Below are 16,451 nucleotides of genomic sequence, written 5' to 3' on the forward strand. Positions count from 1 at the left end.
TCAGCCCTCCAGCACCGGGCGCAGGTCCCACAGGGTCCGCCAGCTGGCGGACCCCTCCTCCGCGCGGCGGCGCACCGCCCCGTCCCAGTAGCCGAGCAGGCGGGCCGCGTCGGCCGGGTCGTCCTTGCGCACGACTCCCGTGAGGTGCCCGGGAAGCAGCGCGAGAGCGTCCCGGTCGCCCGGGAAGTAGGCCGCGGCGAGGCCGAGGGCGGCCGCGACGGCCACGGCTTCCGCGGTGCTCATGACCGTCGAGGGGCGCTCGATCTCCCACCCTTCGGCGGAGCGGCCGGTGCGCAGCTCGCGGAACGCGGTCACGAGGATGTCGAGGACCGTGTCGTCGAGGCGGTACTCCGCGCCCGAGCGTTCCACGGCCGCCCTGGACTGGCTGCGGACCAGGTCGAGTTCGGCCTCGAAGTCGCCGATCGGGCCGACCGTCTCGAAGTTGAACCGGCGCTTGAGCGCGGCGGACATCTCGGAGACGCCCTTGTCGCGGAGGTTGGCCGTCGCGATCACGTTGAACCCCGGGGCCGCGAACGCCTGAGCGTGCTCCGTCCCGGCGAGTTCGGGCACGGCCAGGCGGCGCTCGGACAGCAGCGAGATCAGCGCGTCCTGCACCTCGGGCAGGCAGCGGGTGACCTCCTCGACCCGGGCGACGGCGCCCGAGCGCATCGCGGTGAGCACCGGGGACGGCACCAATGCCTGCGGGCTGGGGCCCTGCGCCAGCAACAGGGCATAGTTCCAGCCGTACTTGAGCTGGTCCTCGGTGGTGCCCGCGGTGCCCTGGACGGTCAGCGCGCTGGTCCCCGAGACGGCCGCGGCGAGCAGTTCGGAGAGCATCGACTTGGCGGTGCCGGGCTCGCCGACGAGCAGCAGGCCCCGCTCTCCCGCGAGTGTCACCACGCACCGCTCGACGAGGGCCCGCTCCCCCACGAACTTGCGCCGGATCGCCAGTCTGCGCGGCACGCCCTCCGGTCCGGCCGTCCCCTCGGGCAGGGCCAGGGGCTGGTCGGTGCCCATGACGAAGGTGACGACCGCGCGGGGCGTCAGCGCCCAGCCGGGCGGCCGGGGTCCGGCGTCGTGGGCGGCGAGGAAGGCGAGTTCCTGCGCGTACAGCTCCTCGGGCGGCACGATCTGGCGGGCCGGTGCGGTGGTCGTCAGCGGGGTCATCAGCAGGTCCCCTCCGGGGTTCTCAATGTGCTCACGGTGCTCGGGGTGTGCGGCAGGTGCGGCAGGTGCGGTGCTCTACGGCGGGCGGGGTCAGCCACGGGCCCGCCCCTTCCGGGTAGCCCGCGTGGTCAGTTCCTCGTAGGCCGGTACGTCCCCGGAGCGCACCCGCTCCCAGGCGCGGGCGAACAGTTCGGGGACGGGCAGCAGAGGTACGGCCCGCGTGTGCCCCGTGACGTCGAGGAACGCGCTCTTCCACCCTTCGAGCGGCAGCGCAGGAGCCCTGAGGGCGAGCCAGGGTCCGGGCAGGAAGAGACCGCGCCCCGCCCGCGCCCGCTTGGCCTCGACGACCAGGTCGGTCGCGGCGAGTTCGGCGCGGGCCTTCTTGAGGCGGGCGGGCTTCCAGCCGGTCCACCGCGCCGTGTTCCGGTCGGTGGGGTCGGGCAGGGCGAGGAGCTGGAGGTACAGGGCGGCGGCGTCCGCGCCGATGCCGTGGGCGTCCGCGACCTCGGTGACGAGGCCGGGCACGCTGCGCGTGGGGTCCTGGGCCGGACCCTCGACGTCACCGTCGGCGGCGAGCGCGCGGGTGAGGTCGCCGCCGCGCAGGGCGGCGATACGGCGCAGCGTGCGGGCCGCCCCGGCGCCGACGATGCCCTCGACGAGCCCGATCGCCGGGTCGTCGGGACCGGTCAGCCCGGCCGGCCGCAGCAGCGTCATCTCCTGGTCGCCGTGGCCGGGGTGCAGGACGAACGCCGCCCCTGCGCGGGTCAGGCCGTCCGCGTCCGCGCCGCCGGTCGCGGGCATCCCGTACGCCGTTCGGAGCCGCGCGGCGGTCAGGACGCGGCCCGTCTCCGGCCAGGAGAGGCGGCAGTCCAGGAAGAGGCCGGGGTCGTCGAGCCGGGCGCGCAGCGCGGCCTGCGCCCCGGGCAGCGCGGCCCGCAGCGGATGCCCGTACGGCAGTCCGTACGCGAGGGCCGCGAGCCCGTCGACCGCCTCGGTGAGGGTGCGCGACTGGGGCAGCGCTTCGAGGTCGTCCGCGACGAGCCGCCCCTGATCGCTGATGCGCTGGGTGGTGGTGCGGGACAGCCAGGCGTGGCGGTCCGCGTTCAGAACGGCCTCCGCGGCGGCGAGGGCCGGCACGCCGAGGGCGGCGGTGTCCACGTCCTCGGCGAGCCGGACGAGGCTGCCGAACCGCTCGGTCCACACGGCGCGCGCGGCGGCCGCGTCGGGTCCGGTGCGCCACAGGGCAGCGGTGTCGGCGGGCAGCAGCGCGGCGGCGACCTCGTGCCGCTCGGCGGCGGGCAGCGCGCGCAGCCGCTCCTCCCCTGCCTCGATCTGCGTCCTGGTGAGCCCGGTGACCTCGCGGCACTCGGTCACGTCGTCCGTGGTGAGGGTGCCCCAGGGGCGTCCCATGAGGAGCAGCGCGGCCTGCGCCGGTCCGCAGCCGGGTGCGGCGGCGAGTTCGGCGACGGCTTCGGGGCTCCAGGCCACGGGGCCCGACTCCCGCACACGCGCGGCGAGTTCGGTCAGCCGGTCGGCGCCGAGGCTCGCCGTCAGGGGCTCGCTGCGGTGCACGGTGAAGTGGCCGACCGGGCCGAACGCTCCGCTCGGGTCGTGGTCGAGGGCGATCCACTCCAGGGTGCGGTGGTGGTAGCCGCCGTCGCCGTACACGTACTCGCTGTGCAGCAGGACGACGGTGCGCTCGCCGCAGCGGTGCACCTCGCCCCTGCGCTGGGGCGCCTCGTCGTCCTTGAGCGGCTGCTCGCGCAGGACGACGCGGCGCAGGGTGGCGGTGCCCGCGGCGAGCGGACCGCTCGCGACGGCGTCGAAGAAGTGCAGCAGCGCGGCGCGCTCGGCCTCGTCGGTGAACGGCACGGTGGCGCGGTGGGCGAGGCCCGCCAGGTGCGGCAGCAGCCGCAGCCAGCCGCCGCCGCCGGCGGGGACGGTGCCGTCGTCGCGCGTCCAGCCGTCGGCGAGCGGCGGCGTGTCACGGTGCGGCTCGGGGCCGCTCGCCGGGGCTCCGGACAGGACGTCGCCGACGGCCCTGATCTGCCGCAGCGCGTGCGGCTCGTCGCCGGACCAGTGGCCGGCGACGCCGTGGCCGACGACGGCGCGGACCGCCCGCAGCAGGAGGGTGTCGCTGCCGTGCTCGGGGGTGAAGTCCGCGTACATGGCGCGGCGCGGCCGCGGAGCCCGGGCGGCCGCCTCGCCGGCCGGCTCCGGGTCCGTGAACTGGTGCGCGGACACGCACAGTTGGAGGGCCACGCCGGCGATCGAGGTGATGCCTTCGCGCAGCGCCGGGTCGGTGACGCCGGGCAGCGCGCGGGCGACGGCGGCGGTCCATCGGGCGCGCAGTTCCAGGGTGTCCTGGGCCCTCTGTTCGTCGGTGCGCTCGCCCCGGGTGGCGGTGGCGTGCTCGGCGTAGATCTCGGCGAGTTCCTCGACCAGGGCGGCGGCCGTCTCGTCGGCGCAGTCCCGTAGCGTCTTGGAACCCGCTTCGTCGCGGGGCCGCAGCGCGTGCCAGAACGGCAGCGGCGGCACGAGAGGCGTGCCCGCCGCGTACCGGCCGCCGCCGGGTCCCTGTTGCACGGTGCCGTACGCGCCGGCCGCGGGCGCCGTCCCGTCCGCGTACAGGCCGATGGCGCCGCCGTGCAGGCCGAGCACCGGTGCCGCGCCGCCGGGCAGGCGCAGGGTGCCGACGGGGACGACGCCGCCGCGGTCGAGGAGCGAGACCGTGCCGCCGCCCGGGGTGCCGGCCGTGAGGCGGTCGCCGTCGGCGCGGACCCAGTGGCCGACCACGGTGCCGTCGGTGCCGAGCGGGGTGTCCTCCAGGCCCGGCTGGAGCGGGAGCAGCCGGCAGTCGGCGAGGCGCAGGGGGCTGCCGTCGCGCACGGCGGCCGCGAAGTGGGCGGGGAGCGAGGCGCGCCCGGTGGCGCCGGTCGCCGCGTCGTACTCGATCCAGGAGGTGCCGGTGCTGGTCACCCGCTGCCGCCAGTGTCCGACGCCGTCGCCGATGACCTGGTGGCTCTCGGGCAGCTGGGTGTCGCCCGCGTGCAGCGGCCGGGCGCCGGTGGTGCGGCCGCCCGCGGGCAGCGGCAGGCTCGCGTCGACGGCCTGGTGGTGCCAGAACAGGGAGCGGGGCATGTCCGGTTCGAAGACGTGACCGGGGCGCGAGGTCCAGTAGGCGCGGGCGCCGCCGCTCTCCCACCAGGCGACGAGCAGGTCTCCGTCGACGTACCGGTAGGCGCGGCTGCTCCAGTCGTCGGCGGCCGCGGGGACGCGCAGTTCGTGTTCCACAAGGACGCTGTCCGGGCCGACGACGACGGCCTTGTCGCGGTGGGCGACGATCAGCGCGGGCCACGCCTCCTGGACGACGTACGGCTGCCCGTGCCGGATCTTGGGTGCGGGGCCGAGCCGGCGCATCGCCTCCTCGAGCGCGGGCCAGCCCAGCTCGTCGACGATGCCGGCGCGCAGGGTGCGGGCGAGGTGGGCGGTGAGGTCGTGGTCGCGTACGCGGTCCACGGCGGCCGGGTTGACCTCGGCGGCGACGGAGCGGAAGCGCCGCAGGTGGTTCAGGGCGCCCTCGACGCCGGGCAGGCCCGCGGCGCCGGTGAGCGCGTCGGCCTGCTCGTCGAGCCAGTCGCTCAACACGCCGCGCAGGACGGGGTGTCCGGCGATGAATCCGGTGTGGCGGTGGTTCCAGTTGCCGAAACCGATGTGCGTCCGCAGAAGGGGTGCGAAGCGCGGGTCTGCGGCAAGCGCGGCCAGGTCGCGGCGGCCCTCGGCGTCCCCGTCGAGCCACTCGTCGAGGCCGATGCCGCGGCGCCGCCCGTACACGTTCGGCCCCTGGTCGGGGTGGGGGTCGGCGACCGGGACGCCGAGAGCGAGGCACAGGTCGGCGAGGTCGAGGTCGAGGCGGCTCTGCCATGCGGTCCCTGCGCGGTCCAGGTCGACCGGCCGTCCTTCGGCGACGAGGCGGGCCGCCATGCGCTCCACGAGGGCGTACGTCAGCGGGGTGCGGCGCCTGCCGCGCCAGCCGCCCTGGAGGTGTGCGGCCCAGCGGGACAGCCAGCCGCCCGCGTCCACGTCAGGGGTGGCCTCGGGGGTGGTGAGCAGGGCCTCGGCGCCGGTCTCGGCGAGCAGGTCGAGCCACTGCCGCTCGGCGTCGGCGTCCCGGCCCAGTCCGGTCGGCACGAACTCCAACAGGCGGGCGCGGACGGCGGGTTGCTCCTCGGCGAGGACGGCGAGCGTGGCCCGGTAGGCGGTCCAGAAGGAGGCGGGGGCGCGCACCACGGCCGGGGACGCGAGCAGTTCGGCGAGGAGGGCGGTCTCCTCGGTGACGCGGTTCAGGCCCGCGGCCTTGATGAGGCGGCGCGCGTCCTGCGGCAGCGCCGCGTACGGCGGCATGCCGGCGCCGCACCGCTCGACGACGAGCTGCCGGTACTGCCGCCAGGCGGCCTCGGGGCTGAGCCGCTCGGTGAGGTCGCGGACGTGGTCCTTGAGGGCCTTGACGGTGAGCGCGCCGGCGAAGGCGAACTCCAGGAACACGGCGCGCTGCCGCTCCTCGTCGACGGTCAGGCTGTGCACCCGCTCGGCCTCGCGGGCCTTGCCGAAGAACGTCGCCGCGTAGGTGGTGTTCTCGTGGCGGAGGAAGGCGCGTCCGGCCTCTTCGTAGAAAGTGGGCAGGAAGTGCGGCACGGAGCGGCCGAGGCGCTCACCGAGCGCTTCGAAGCCCTCCTTCGCGGCGCCCGCGCGGGACTTGGCCATGCGGGAGAACCGCTCGACATCCTTGACGAGGGCCAGCGCGTGGTGTCCGTTGGCCGGGTCGTGGACGAGGGGCCAGGCGGGGAAGCCGAGCGTCTCGCGGCGCACCTGGCCGAGGCCGGTGTGCAGTGCGGTGCGGGTCAGTCCGAGGAAGTCGAGGGCCAGGTCCTCGGCCTCGCCGAGGGTCTCGGGGACGAGGCGGACGACGGTCCGGCCCTCGAGGACGGGGTGCGCGTACGCGCGGACCGTCAGCGCGTCGGCGTCCTCGCCCTGGTGGGTGCCGGGCAGCAGGACGGCGCCCGCCTCCAGCAGCGTCCCCGTGTCCGTACCGGTGTACGTCCCCATACCCGTCTCCCCCATAGCCGTCTCCCCCGTGGCCCCGTGCTGCTCGTCGTGTGCGCTCATGCCGCCTGCTCCGTGTCCTCGAGGACGCGGCCCGCGTACAGGGCGGCGGCCATGCGCATGCCTTCGGACCAGGCGACCGGGCCGACTTCACCGAGAGGCAGGGCGGCGCCGTGCGGGGTGGTCCAGGTCAGCGGGCCCGTCTCGGTCTCCTCGTAGCCGTCGTAGTCGCCGACCCAGACACGGGCCTCGACGCCGCGGCCCGCTTCGAGGACGGGCAGCACGGCCTGGCCGCCGCGGACGCGGTAGCCGAGCGAGGTGGCGCGGCCGACGAGGAAGCGGAGCTCCTTGAAGGTGCCGCCCTCGTAGTCGTCGACGGCCTTGGCCGAAAGGTCGCGGTCGGCGCCGCGGACGTAGGTCTCGCGGAACAGCTGCTGGACGCCCTGCTCGACGCCGAGCTCCACCGCGAACTCGCGCAGTTCGTCGAGGTCTTCGAGGAGCACGGGGTGCGGGATGCGGATCTGCGCGGGGCTGACGCGGACCGTGTCGCCGTCCAGGTCGACGAGGCCGATGCCGCGCTCGTCGTCCGCGTCGCGCAGGAAACCGGCCACCGTGCCGTCGTCCCCCGTGACGACGAGGTCCTGGAGCGCGGCGCGCCAGGCGGGGTCGGGCCAGACGCGGGCGAGGACGGCGGCGGGGACGGGCAGGGACCGCGTCATCCAGTTCTCCACCTGGTCGCGGCAGTCGCGCTCGTGGCGCTCAAGCCACTCGGTGAGCTGGCGCAGGCCCACCACGGCCGGTTCGTCGGCGATCTTCGGCGGGACGGACTTCAGCAGCCTGCCCTTGCCGTTGCGACAGACGACCTTGCCGGTCTCGTCCAAGGCGACCTCATAGTCGCCCGCGGTCATCCACCCCACAACTGCCTCCCCGACAGCCCGTGCTGATCAACTGCTCGAACTGTAGAGGCGACCACTGACAACGCGACGCGGCCCGGTCCCCAGGGAGGGGACCGGGCCGCGTGAGCCGCTGCGGCGGGGCTACTTCTTGGCGTCCGCCCAGGTCCGCTGGACGGTCAGGTCCTGCTTGACCTCGGCGAGTTGGACGGCGACCGCGCTGGGTGCCGTGCCGCCGCGGCCGGAGCGGGAGGCCAGGGCGCCCGGCACGTTCAGAACCGTACGGACCTCGGGCGTGAGGTGCTCGGAGATCTTGGCGAACTGGTCGTCGGTGAGCTCGTCCAGCTCCTTGCCGTCGGCCTCGGCGACCTTGACGCACTCGCCCGCGACCTCGTGCGCCACCCGGAACGGCACGCCCTGCTTCACCAGCCACTCGGCGATGTCCGTGGCGAGCGAGAAGCCGGCCGGGGCGAGCTCCTCCATGCGCTCCCGGTTGACGGTGAGCGTGGCCATCATGCCGGTGAACGCCGGGAGCAGGACCTCCAGTTGGTCGCAGGAGTCGAAGACCGGCTCCTTGTCCTCCTGGAGGTCGCGGTTGTACGCGAGCGGGAGGGCCTTGAGGGTCGCCATCAGGCCCGTCAGGTTGCCGATGAGGCGGCCGGACTTGCCCCGGGCCAGCTCGGCGATGTCCGGGTTCTTCTTCTGCGGCATGATCGACGAGCCGGTGGAGAAGGCGTCGTGGAGCGTGACGAAGGAGAACTCCTTCGTGTTCCAGATGATGATCTCCTCCGCGATGCGGGAGAGGTTCACCCCGATCATCGCCGTGATGAAGGCGAACTCGGCGACGAAGTCGCGCGAGGCCGTGCCGTCGATGGAATTCGCGGCGCTGCCGTGCTCGAAGCCGAGGTCCTTCGCGACCGCCTCCGGGTCGAGGCCGAGGGAGGAACCGGCCAGCGCGCCCGAGCCGTACGGCGACACGGCCGTCCGCTCGTCCCACTGCCGCAGCCGCTCCGCGTCCCGGGAGAGGGACTGCACATGCGCCAGGACGTGGTGGGCGAAGAGCACCGGCTGGGCGTGCTGGAGGTGTGTGCGGCCCGGCATCGCGACGTCCGGGTGCGCCTCGGCGAGTCCGACGAGGGCCTCCTGGAGGTCGGCGATCAGGCCGCCGATGATCCGGGCGTGGTCGCGCAGGTACATCCGGAAGAGCGTCGCCACCTGGTCGTTGCGCGAGCGGCCCGCGCGCAGCTTGCCGCCGAGGTCCGGGCCGAGGCGCTCGAGGAGTCCGCGCTCCAGGGCGGTGTGGACGTCCTCGTCGGCGATGGTGCCCACGAAGGAGCCGTCCGCGACGTCCGCCTCCAGCTGGTCGAGGCCGGCGATCATCCGCTGCAGCTCGTCCTCGGTGAGCAGGCCCGCCTTGTGCAGCACGCGCGCGTGGGCTCGGGAGCCCGCGATGTCGTACGGGGCGAGGCGCCAGTCGAAGTGGACGGACGCGGAGAGTTTCGCCAGGGCCTCGGCCGGCCCGTCGGCGAACCGGCCGCCCCAGAGGCGGACATCTCCGGTGTTGCTGCTCACGGTTGCTCCTTGTTGTGCCGGTGTGCCGTCGTCCCGGTCGTGCGGGCCCGGCCGTGCGGTGTCGCGCCGATGCCCTCTAGGCATAACTATGCAGACCTCTGTATGTTTTGTCAACGGGGCGCTCCGCACGGCGCCCGCCCGGGCCGACGCCGGGCAGGGCAAACGCTGAGCCCGGTCCCGCCCGGCGCATAAAGCGCTCAGGGCCCGCGTGGGAAAATCGCCGCATGGGAAAAACGTACGACCGCATCGACGGCCGCCTGCGCACCTTCATAGAAGAGCAGCCGATCTTCTTCACCGCGACCGCGCCGCTCTCCGGCGACGGCACCGTGAACCTCTCCCCCAAGGGCCTCAAGGGCTCCTTCGCCCTCCTCGACGAACTGACCGTCGCCTACCTGGACTTCGCCGGGTCGAACGCCGAGACGATCGCGCACCTTCGCGAGAACGGCCGGATCACGCTCATGTGGTGCGCGTTCCAGGGCCCGCCGTCCATCGTGCGGGTGCACGGCCGCGGTGAGCCCGTCTTCCGCGACGACCCGCGCTTCGGCGAGCTCCTGGCGCACTTCGAGGACATCGACCCGACCCGCAGCGGTCTGCGCGCGATCATCGTCGTACGGGCCGAACTCGTCCGTGACACCTGCGGGTTCGCGGTGCCCTTCATGACGTACGACGAGGAGCGGACGCTGCACGGCGACTACTTCGCGCGCAAGGACGACGGTGAACTCGCCGCGTACTTCGAGAAGAAGGAGCACATCGGGCAGAGCCTGGACGGCCTACCGGGGCTGCCGTTGCCGCTGCCGCCCGCTACGTTCTGAGGCATGCGTCCCTTACGAGCAGGTATCGCCGTCGCCCTGGCCTCCTTCGCCGCGCTGGGTGCCGCCCCGCCCGCCGGCGCCACCGCCGCGGTCCCGTTGCCCGCCCGCATGGCCGACACCGGCGGCGGGCGCCAGTTGATCACCGCCGAGGCGCCCCGCGCGTCCGCCACGTCCGGCACCGTCACCTGGTGGGACCGCCGGGCGGATGGCCGCTGGGCGAAGGCGGGTTCGGTGACCGCGCGGTTCGGCGCGAAGGGCCTGGTCGAGGGCGCGCGGCGCAAGCAGGGGACGAACACGACACCGACCGGCCTGTACGACCTGCCGTTCGCGTTCGGCGTCAAGGCGGCGCCGGGCGGGACGCGGGCCGCGTACCGCCGGGTGCACCGCGACTCCTGGTGGTGCCAGGACAACGCCTCGCGCTCCTACAACCGCTGGACCGAGCCGCGCCCGGCCGACTGCCGCGCCTCGGAGTCCGAGCACCTCGCCGACTACGACACGCAGTACGCGTACGCCCTTGTCGTCGGCTTCAACTACCACCGTCCGGTGCACGGCCGCGGCGCCGGGATCTTCCTGCACGTCAACGGCCGTGCGACGACGGCCGGTTGTGTGTCCGTGCCGCAGGACGCGATGCGCCGGATCCTGGCGTGGGCGCGGCCGGGGAAGGCGCCGCACATCGCGATCGGCACGTCGGGCGGGGCGACGGCGATCACCCGGTACTGAAGCCCCGCCCCGTCCGCCACCGAACCACATGTAGCGACCACATATCGAGACAGGGTTGCAGGGGTGCCCGGCCGCGGCGTTGCATCGCCCGGTGCACAGCGAAACCGAACACACGACCATCAGTTCCCCCGACCGGAAGAGCGGCTCCGCCGACCGTGCGGCGCGGCTCGCGGTCACTGTCTTCCCCGTGCTCGTCCTCGTCGCGGGCGCCTGGGGCCTGGCCGCGCCCGGCACCTTCGCCGGGTGGGGGACGAACGTTCCCTATCTCCTCGGCGTCGTGATGTTCTGCATGGGTCTGACGATGACGCTCGACGATTTCCGCGGCGTCGCGCGGCGCCCCTGGGCCGTCGGTCTCGGGCTCGTGGCCCACTACGTGATCATGCCCGGGCTCGGCTGGGCGATCGCCCACGCCCTGGGCCTCTCCCCGCAGTTGGCGGCCGGCGTCATCCTCGTCGGCTGCGCGCCGAGCGGGACCGCGTCCAACGTCGTGACGTTCCTGGCCCGCGGCGACGTCGCCCTGTCGGTGTCCGTCGCGACCGTCTCCACGGTGCTCGCGCCGCTGATCACGCCCCCGCTGACGCTGCTGCTCGCGGGCGAGTACCTGCCGGTGGACGCCGGGTCGATGATGACGGACATCCTCAAGACCGTGCTGCTGCCGGTCGTCGCGGGTCTGGTCGTCCGGCTGGTGCTCGGCCGCTACGTGGACCGGGTCCTCGGCGTGCTGCCGTGGCTGTCGGCGCTGACCATCGCCGTGATCGTCGCGGTGGTGGTGGCGGGCAGCGCCGAGACCATCAAGTCGGCGGCGGCGCTGGTGCTCCTCGCCGTCGTGCTGCACAACGGCCTCGGTCTCGCCCTCGGTTACGGGGCCGGGAAGCTGGCCCGGCTCGGCGCACCGGCGTCGCGGGCGATGGCCTTCGAGGTCGGCATGCAGAACTCGGGGCTCGCCGCGTCGCTGGCCACGGCCCACTTCAGCCCGCTGGCGGCGCTGCCCGCCGCCGTGTTCTCGGTGTGGCACAACGTCTCGGGCGCGCTGGTCGCGGCATGGATGTCGTACCGGGCGAAGAACGAAGCCGCGGGCCAGGGCTGAGCCCCGGGCCGCGGCCTGAAGTGCCGGTCCGTCAGTGATCGTTCTGCGCGAGGCGGAGCATGTGCTCCGCCAGCGCCTGACCGCCCGCCGGATCCCGGCTGATCAGCAGCAACGTATCGTCACCGGCGATCGTGCCGAGGATGACGTGCAGTTCGGCCTGGTCGATGGCCGAGGCGAGGAACTGTGCCGCGCCCGGCGGCGTCCGCAGCACCACCAGGTTCGCCGACGCCTCGGCGGAGATGAGCAGTTCACCGGCGAGGCGGCGCATGCGCTCCTCCTTCGCCGACTCGCCGAGCGGTGCCTGCGGGGTGCGGAAGCCGCCCTCGCTGGGCACGGCGTAGATCAGCTCGCCGCCGGTGTTGCGGATCTTGACCGCGCCCAGTTCGTCGAGGTCACGGGAGAGCGTGGCCTGGGTGACGTTGAGTCCGTCGTCGGCGAGCAGCTTCGCCAGCTGGCTCTGCGAGCGCACCGGCTGCCGGTTGAGGATGTCCACGATCCTGCGGTGGCGGGCGGTGCGCGTCTGCGGCACGGCCGGGCCGTGAGGGTGGTGGGCGAGCGCCACGTTCCTCGCGGCCTGCTCGTCTCTCGCGGCCTTCTCCGCGTTCTCCGCTTTGCTGCTCATCGTCGTCGTCCCATCCTCAGGCTCGGTCCCCGTCGGCCGCGGCCGTGTCCAGTGCGGCGGGCAGCGCCGCGAGGAACGCGTCCGCCTCGGCGTCGGTCAGGTTCAGCGGGGGCATGAGCCGGATGACGTCGGGTGCGGGCGCGTTCACCAGGAGGCCCGCGTCCTGGGCCGCCTGCTGCACCTGCGGTGCGCGCGGCCCGGTGAGCACGATACCCAGGAGGAGGCCCGCGCCCCGGACGTGGCTGACCAGCGGGTGGCCGAGCCCTTCGATTCCGGCCGTGATCCGCTCGCCGACCCGCTTGGTGTTCTCGAGCAGGCTCTCGGAGGCGATCGTGTCGAGGACCGCGAGTCCGGCCGCGCACGCGATCGGGTTGCCGCCGAACGTCGAGCCGTGCTGGCCGGGCTTCAGCAGCTTCGCGGCCTCGCCGAACGCGACGGTCGCGCCGAGCGGAAGACCGCCGCCGAGCCCCTTGGCGAGCGTGACGACGTCGGGCTCGATGCCCTCGTCTGCCTGGTACGCGAACCAGTGCCCGGTCCTGCCGATGCCGGTCTGCACCTCGTCGAGGACGAGCAGGGTGCCGGTGGCGCGGGTGATGTCCCGGGCGGCCTTGAGGTAGCCGGCGGGCGGGACCACCGCTCCGTTCTCCCCCTGGATCGGCTCGATGATGACGAACGCCGTCTCCTCGGTGACCGCGGCCCTGAGCGCGTCCACATCCCCGTACGGGACGTGCGTGACGTCGCCCGGGAGCGGGGTGAAGCCGTCCTGCTTGCCGGGCTGGCCGGTCAGGGCGAGGGCGCCCATGGTCCGGCCGTGGAAGCCGCCGGTCGTGGCGACCATGTGGCGCCTGCCGGTGAGCCGGCCGATCTTGAACGCGCCTTCGTTGGCCTCGGCGCCGGAGTTGCAGAAGTAGACCGCGCCGTCCCGGCCGAACAGCTGGAGGAGCCGCTCGGCGAGGGCGATGGGCGGCTCGGCGATGAAGAGGTTCGAGACGTGGCCGAGGGAGGCGATCTGGGTGGAGACGGCCTCGACGACCGCGGGGTGGGCATGGCCGAGCGCGTTGACCGCGATGCCGCCGACGAGGTCGAGGTACTCCTTGCCGTCGGCGTCCCACAGCGTCGCGCCCGCGCCCTTGACCAGGGGCAGTCGCGGCGTGCCGTAGTTGTTCATGAGGGCGGCCTGCCACCGCGTCGTCAGCTCTTCGTTGCTGCTCATGAGTTGGGTTCCCCCTCCGCGTCGGGCACGACCATCGTGCCGATGCCTTCGTCCGTGAAGATCTCCAGCAGGATCGAGTGCTGGACCCGCCCGTCGATGACACGGGCGGTGTGCACGCCGTTGCGCACGGCGTGCAGGCAGCCCTCCATCTTGGGGACCATGCCGCTCGCCAGCTCGGGGAGCAGCTTTTCGAGTTCGGTGGCGGTGAGCCGGCTGATGACCTCGTCGGAGTTCGGCCAGTCCTCGTAGAGGCCTTCGACGTCGGTCAGCACCATCAGCGTCTCGGCGTCCAGCGCAGCAGCGAGTGCCGCAGCCGCCGTATCAGCATTGACGTTGTAGACATGGTGGTCGTCCTGGGAGCGGGCGATCGAGGAGACGACCGGGATTCGGCCGTCGGCGAGCAGGGCCTCGATGGCGCCGGTGTCGATCTCGGTGATCTCGCCGACGCGGCCGATGTCGACCAACTCGCCCTCGATGCGGGGCTGGTGCTTGGTGGCGGTGATGGTGTGCGCGTCCTCGCCGGTGAGGCCGACGGCGAGCGGGCCGTGCTGGTTGAGCAGGCCGACCAGCTCACGCTGGACCTGTCCGGCGAGCACCATCCGCACGACGTCCATGGCGTCCTCGGTGGTGACCCGCAGGCCCGCCTTGAACTCGCTGACGATGCCGTGCTTGTCGAGGGCCCTGCTGATCTGCGGGCCGCCGCCGTGCACGACGACCGGCTTGAGCCCGGCGTGGTGCAGGAAGACGACGTCCTGCGCGAACGCGGCCTTCAACTCCTCGTCGATCATGGCGTTTCCGCCGAACTTGATGACGACGGTCTTGCCGTGGTGCCGGGTCAGCCAGGGCAGCGCCTCGATGAGGATCTGCGCCTTGGGCAGGGCGGTGTGCTTCCGCGCGGGGGCCGTCTTCTGCTTCTCGGTCGGCTCGCTCATGACGAGTACGCGCTGTTCTCGTGGACGTAGTCGGCGGTCAGGTCGTTCGTCCAGATCGTCGCGGTCTCGGTGCCCGCGGCGAGGTCGGCGACGATGTGGACCTCGCGGTAGCGCATGTCGACCTTGTCGCGGTCCTCGCCCACGCCGCCGTTCTTGCAGACCCACACGCCGTTGATCGCGACGTTCAGCTGGTCCGGCTCGAAGGCCGCCGACGTCGTGCCGATGGCGGACAGGACCCGGCCCCAGTTGGGGTCCTCGCCGTGCAGGGCGCACTTGAGGAGGTTGTTGCGGGCGATGGAGCGGCCCACCTCGACGGCGTCGTCCTCGGTCGCGGCGTTGATCACCTCGACCTTGATGTCCTTGCTGGCGCCCTCGGCGTCACCGATGAGCTGGCGGCCGAGGTCGTCGCAGACGGTCCGTACGGCGGCCGCGAACTCGGTGTACTCCGGGGCGACTTCGGAGGCGCCGGAGGCGAGCAGCAGCACCGTGTCGTTCGTCGACATGCAGCCGTCGGAGTCGACCCGGTCGAAGGTGACCCGGGTGGCGTCGCGCAGCGCCTTGTCGAGGATCTCGCTGTCGAGGTCGGCGTCCGTGGTGAGGACGACGAGCATCGTGGCGAGGCCGGGGGCCAGCATGCCGGCGCCCTTCGCCATGCCGCCGACGGTCCAGCCGTCGCCCTCGTACACCGACGTCTTGTGCACGGTGTCGGTGGTCTTGATGGCGATCGCGGCCTTCTCGCCGCCGTGCTCGGAGAGCTGGGACGCGGCGGTCTCCACTCCCGGGAGCAGCTTGTCCATGGGGAGCAGTACGCCGATGAGGCCGGTGGAGGCGACGGCGACCTCCCCCGCGTTCAGGTCGAGGACCTCGGCGACCTTCTCGGCGGTGGCGTGCGTGTCCTGGAAGCCCTTCGGCCCCGTACAGGCGTTGGCCCCGCCGGAGTTCAGGACGACGGCCGAGACGAGGCCGCCCTTGAGGACCTGCTCGGACCAGAGGACCGGGGCGGCCTTGACGCGGTTGGAGGTGAAGACGCCCGCGGCCGCCAGGCGGGGGCCGCGGTTGACCACGAGGGCCAGGTCCGCGTTCCCGCTGTCCTTGATTCCGGCGGCGATGCCCGCGGCCTGGAATCCCTTGGCTGCCGTCACACTCACGGCGCGACTCCGATCGTCGAGAGGCCCGTGGTCTCATCCAGACCCAGGGCGATGTTCATGGACTGAACGGCACCGCCTGCGGTGCCCTTCGTGAGGTTGTCGATGGCGCTGATCACGATGACCCGGCCGGCCGCCGCGTCGTGTGCGACCTGCACCTGCACCGCGTTCGACCCGTACACGGCGGCGGTCTGCGGCCACTGCCCCTCGGGCAGCAGGTGCACGAACGGCTCGTCGGCGTACGCCTTCTCGTACGCGGCCCGTACGGTCTCGGCGGTGACGCCGTCCTTGGCCTTGGCGCTGCACGTGGCGAGGATGCCGCGCGGCATGGGCGCGAGGGTCGGCGTGAAGGAGACGGAGACCTTGTGGCCCGCGGCCGCGCTGAGGTTCTGGATCATCTCGGGGGTGTGCCGGTGGCCCCCACCGACGCCGTACGGCGACATGTTCCCCATGACCTCGCTGCCGAGCAGGTGCGGCTTGGCCGCCTTGCCCGCGCCCGAGGTGCCGGAGGCGGCGACGATCACGGCCTCGCTCTCGACGAGCCCTGCCGCGTACGCCGGGAAGAGGGCGAGGGAGACGGCCGTCGGGTAGCAACCGGGCACCGCGATGCGCTTGGACCCCTCCAGCGCGGCGCGGCCGCCCGGCAGTTCGGGAAGGCCGTAGGGCCAGGTACCCGCGTGCGGGCTGCCGTAGAACGCCTCCCAGTCGGCCGCGTCCTTCAGCCGGAAGTCGGCGCCCATGTCGACGACGAGGACGTCGGGGCCGAGCTGCTCGGCGACGGCGGCGGACTGCCCGTGCGGGAGCGCCAGGAAGACCACATCATGCCGTCGGCCCTGCCCGGCGAGGACGTCGGCGGTGGTCTCCTGGAGGACGCGGTCGGCGAGGGGGAACAGGTGGGGCTGGAGCGCACCCAGGCGCTGCCCCGCGTTCGAGTTGCCCGTCAGGGCGCCGATCTCCACCTCGGGGTGGGCGAGCAGCAGGCGCAGAACTTCCCCGCCCGCGTATCCGCTCGCTCCAGCCACTGCTGCGCGTACCGCCATGGAACCCTCCTCTTCGATGGCATGACTATACGTGGCGATGCACGTTTATGCAATCATGCGGGTCTGCGAGACATACCGTTCCCCCGCGATCCCGAGCCCGCGCGACCGATGAGTTTTCCGTCCGCCGCCGGTCCAAGCTGGTGAC

General features: G+C 73.2%; 12 protein-coding genes. 3 read left to right on the plus strand and 9 right to left on the minus strand.

The window, feature by feature from the left end:
- From AB0L37_RS16230 to argH, 4 genes are all read right to left on the minus strand, one after another.
- Nucleotides 1–1,167, minus strand: a complete 1,167-nt coding sequence (locus AB0L37_RS16230) for an AAA family ATPase (RefSeq protein ID WP_365504922.1) — start codon at nt 1,165–1,167, stop codon at nt 1–3.
- A 90-nt stretch (nt 1,168–1,257) separates the two neighbouring features.
- Entirely contained in the window at nt 1,258–6,333 is a 5,076-nt protein-coding gene (locus AB0L37_RS16235) for a hypothetical protein (protein WP_365504924.1), read from the minus strand.
- On the minus strand, nt 6,330–7,187 hold the full coding sequence (locus AB0L37_RS16240; protein ID WP_365504926.1) for a DUF4132 domain-containing protein: 858 nt from the start codon (nt 7,185–7,187) through the stop codon (nt 6,330–6,332). Before AB0L37_RS16240 ends, AB0L37_RS16235 begins: the two co-directional genes overlap by 4 nt.
- A 120-nt stretch (nt 7,188–7,307) precedes the next feature.
- The gene (argH, locus tag AB0L37_RS16245; protein ID WP_365504927.1) at nt 7,308–8,735 is read right to left on the minus strand and encodes an argininosuccinate lyase; all 1,428 of its coding nucleotides are present in this window, start codon (nt 8,733–8,735) and stop codon (nt 7,308–7,310) included.
- 224 nt (nt 8,736–8,959) lie between these two features.
- On the opposite strand from argH, the gene AB0L37_RS16250 reads away from it, so the two are divergent.
- From AB0L37_RS16250 to AB0L37_RS16260, 3 genes are all read left to right on the plus strand, one after another.
- Nucleotides 8,960–9,547 carry a pyridoxamine 5'-phosphate oxidase family protein gene (locus AB0L37_RS16250; RefSeq protein WP_365504929.1) on the plus strand — a complete coding sequence of 196 codons (588 nt, stop codon included), beginning with the start codon at nt 8,960–8,962 and terminating at the stop codon, nt 9,545–9,547.
- 3 nt (nt 9,548–9,550) lie between these two features.
- Nucleotides 9,551–10,267: a L,D-transpeptidase family protein gene (locus AB0L37_RS16255; RefSeq protein WP_365504931.1), complete on the plus strand. Its 717-nt coding sequence runs from the start codon at nt 9,551–9,553 to the stop codon at nt 10,265–10,267.
- Between the two features lie 91 nt (nt 10,268–10,358).
- Complete coding sequence (locus tag AB0L37_RS16260; protein WP_365504933.1) at nt 10,359–11,354, plus strand: bile acid:sodium symporter family protein; 996 nt, start codon at nt 10,359–10,361, stop codon at nt 11,352–11,354.
- 31 nt (nt 11,355–11,385) lie between these two features.
- Here AB0L37_RS16260 and AB0L37_RS16265 read toward each other — a convergent pair whose 3' ends face one another.
- From AB0L37_RS16265 to argC, 5 genes are read right to left on the minus strand one after another with little or no spacing between them, the layout of a single operon-like run.
- Complete coding sequence (locus tag AB0L37_RS16265) at nt 11,386–11,976, minus strand: arginine repressor (RefSeq protein WP_365504935.1); 591 nt, start codon at nt 11,974–11,976, stop codon at nt 11,386–11,388.
- Between the two features lie 16 nt (nt 11,977–11,992).
- Nucleotides 11,993–13,189, minus strand: coding sequence for an acetylornithine transaminase (locus AB0L37_RS16270; RefSeq protein ID WP_365504936.1), 1,197 nt, complete (start codon nt 13,187–13,189; stop codon nt 11,993–11,995).
- Nucleotides 13,186–14,121 (minus strand): acetylglutamate kinase, encoded by a 936-nt coding sequence (argB, locus tag AB0L37_RS16275; protein ID WP_365504938.1) that lies wholly within the window; start codon nt 14,119–14,121, stop codon nt 13,186–13,188. Before argB ends, AB0L37_RS16270 begins: the two co-directional genes overlap by 4 nt.
- Nucleotides 14,118–15,269, minus strand: coding sequence for a bifunctional glutamate N-acetyltransferase/amino-acid acetyltransferase ArgJ (argJ, locus tag AB0L37_RS16280; RefSeq protein WP_365504940.1), 1,152 nt, complete (start codon nt 15,267–15,269; stop codon nt 14,118–14,120). The genes argB and argJ overlap by 4 nt, the downstream gene beginning before the upstream one ends.
- The gene (gene argC, locus AB0L37_RS16285; RefSeq protein WP_365504942.1) at nt 15,266–16,306 is read right to left on the minus strand and encodes an N-acetyl-gamma-glutamyl-phosphate reductase; all 1,041 of its coding nucleotides are present in this window, start codon (nt 16,304–16,306) and stop codon (nt 15,266–15,268) included. The genes argJ and argC overlap by 4 nt, the downstream gene beginning before the upstream one ends.
- Between the last annotated feature and the right edge of the window lie 145 nt (nt 16,307–16,451).

Source organism: Streptomyces sp. NPDC052225, from assembly GCF_040679615.1.
GTDB lineage: Bacteria > Actinomycetota > Actinomycetes > Streptomycetales > Streptomycetaceae > Streptomyces.

Coding starts and splice junctions, on each gene's coding strand:
- AB0L37_RS16230 (WP_365504922.1), bottom strand. CDS start 1,167: ATGACCCCGCTGACGACCACCGCACCGGCCCGCCAGATCGTGCCGCCC.
- AB0L37_RS16235 (WP_365504924.1), bottom strand. CDS start 6,333: ATGAGCGCACACGACGAGCAGCACGGGGCCACGGGGGAGACGGCTATG.
- AB0L37_RS16250 (WP_365504929.1), top strand. CDS start 8,960: ATGGGAAAAACGTACGACCGCATCGACGGCCGCCTGCGCACCTTCATA.
- AB0L37_RS16255 (WP_365504931.1), top strand. CDS start 9,551: ATGCGTCCCTTACGAGCAGGTATCGCCGTCGCCCTGGCCTCCTTCGCC.
- AB0L37_RS16265 (WP_365504935.1), bottom strand. CDS start 11,976: ATGAGCAGCAAAGCGGAGAACGCGGAGAAGGCCGCGAGAGACGAGCAG.
- AB0L37_RS16270 (WP_365504936.1), bottom strand. CDS start 13,189: ATGAGCAGCAACGAAGAGCTGACGACGCGGTGGCAGGCCGCCCTCATG.
- argB (WP_365504938.1), bottom strand. CDS start 14,121: ATGAGCGAGCCGACCGAGAAGCAGAAGACGGCCCCCGCGCGGAAGCAC.
- argC (WP_365504942.1), bottom strand. CDS start 16,306: ATGGCGGTACGCGCAGCAGTGGCTGGAGCGAGCGGATACGCGGGCGGG.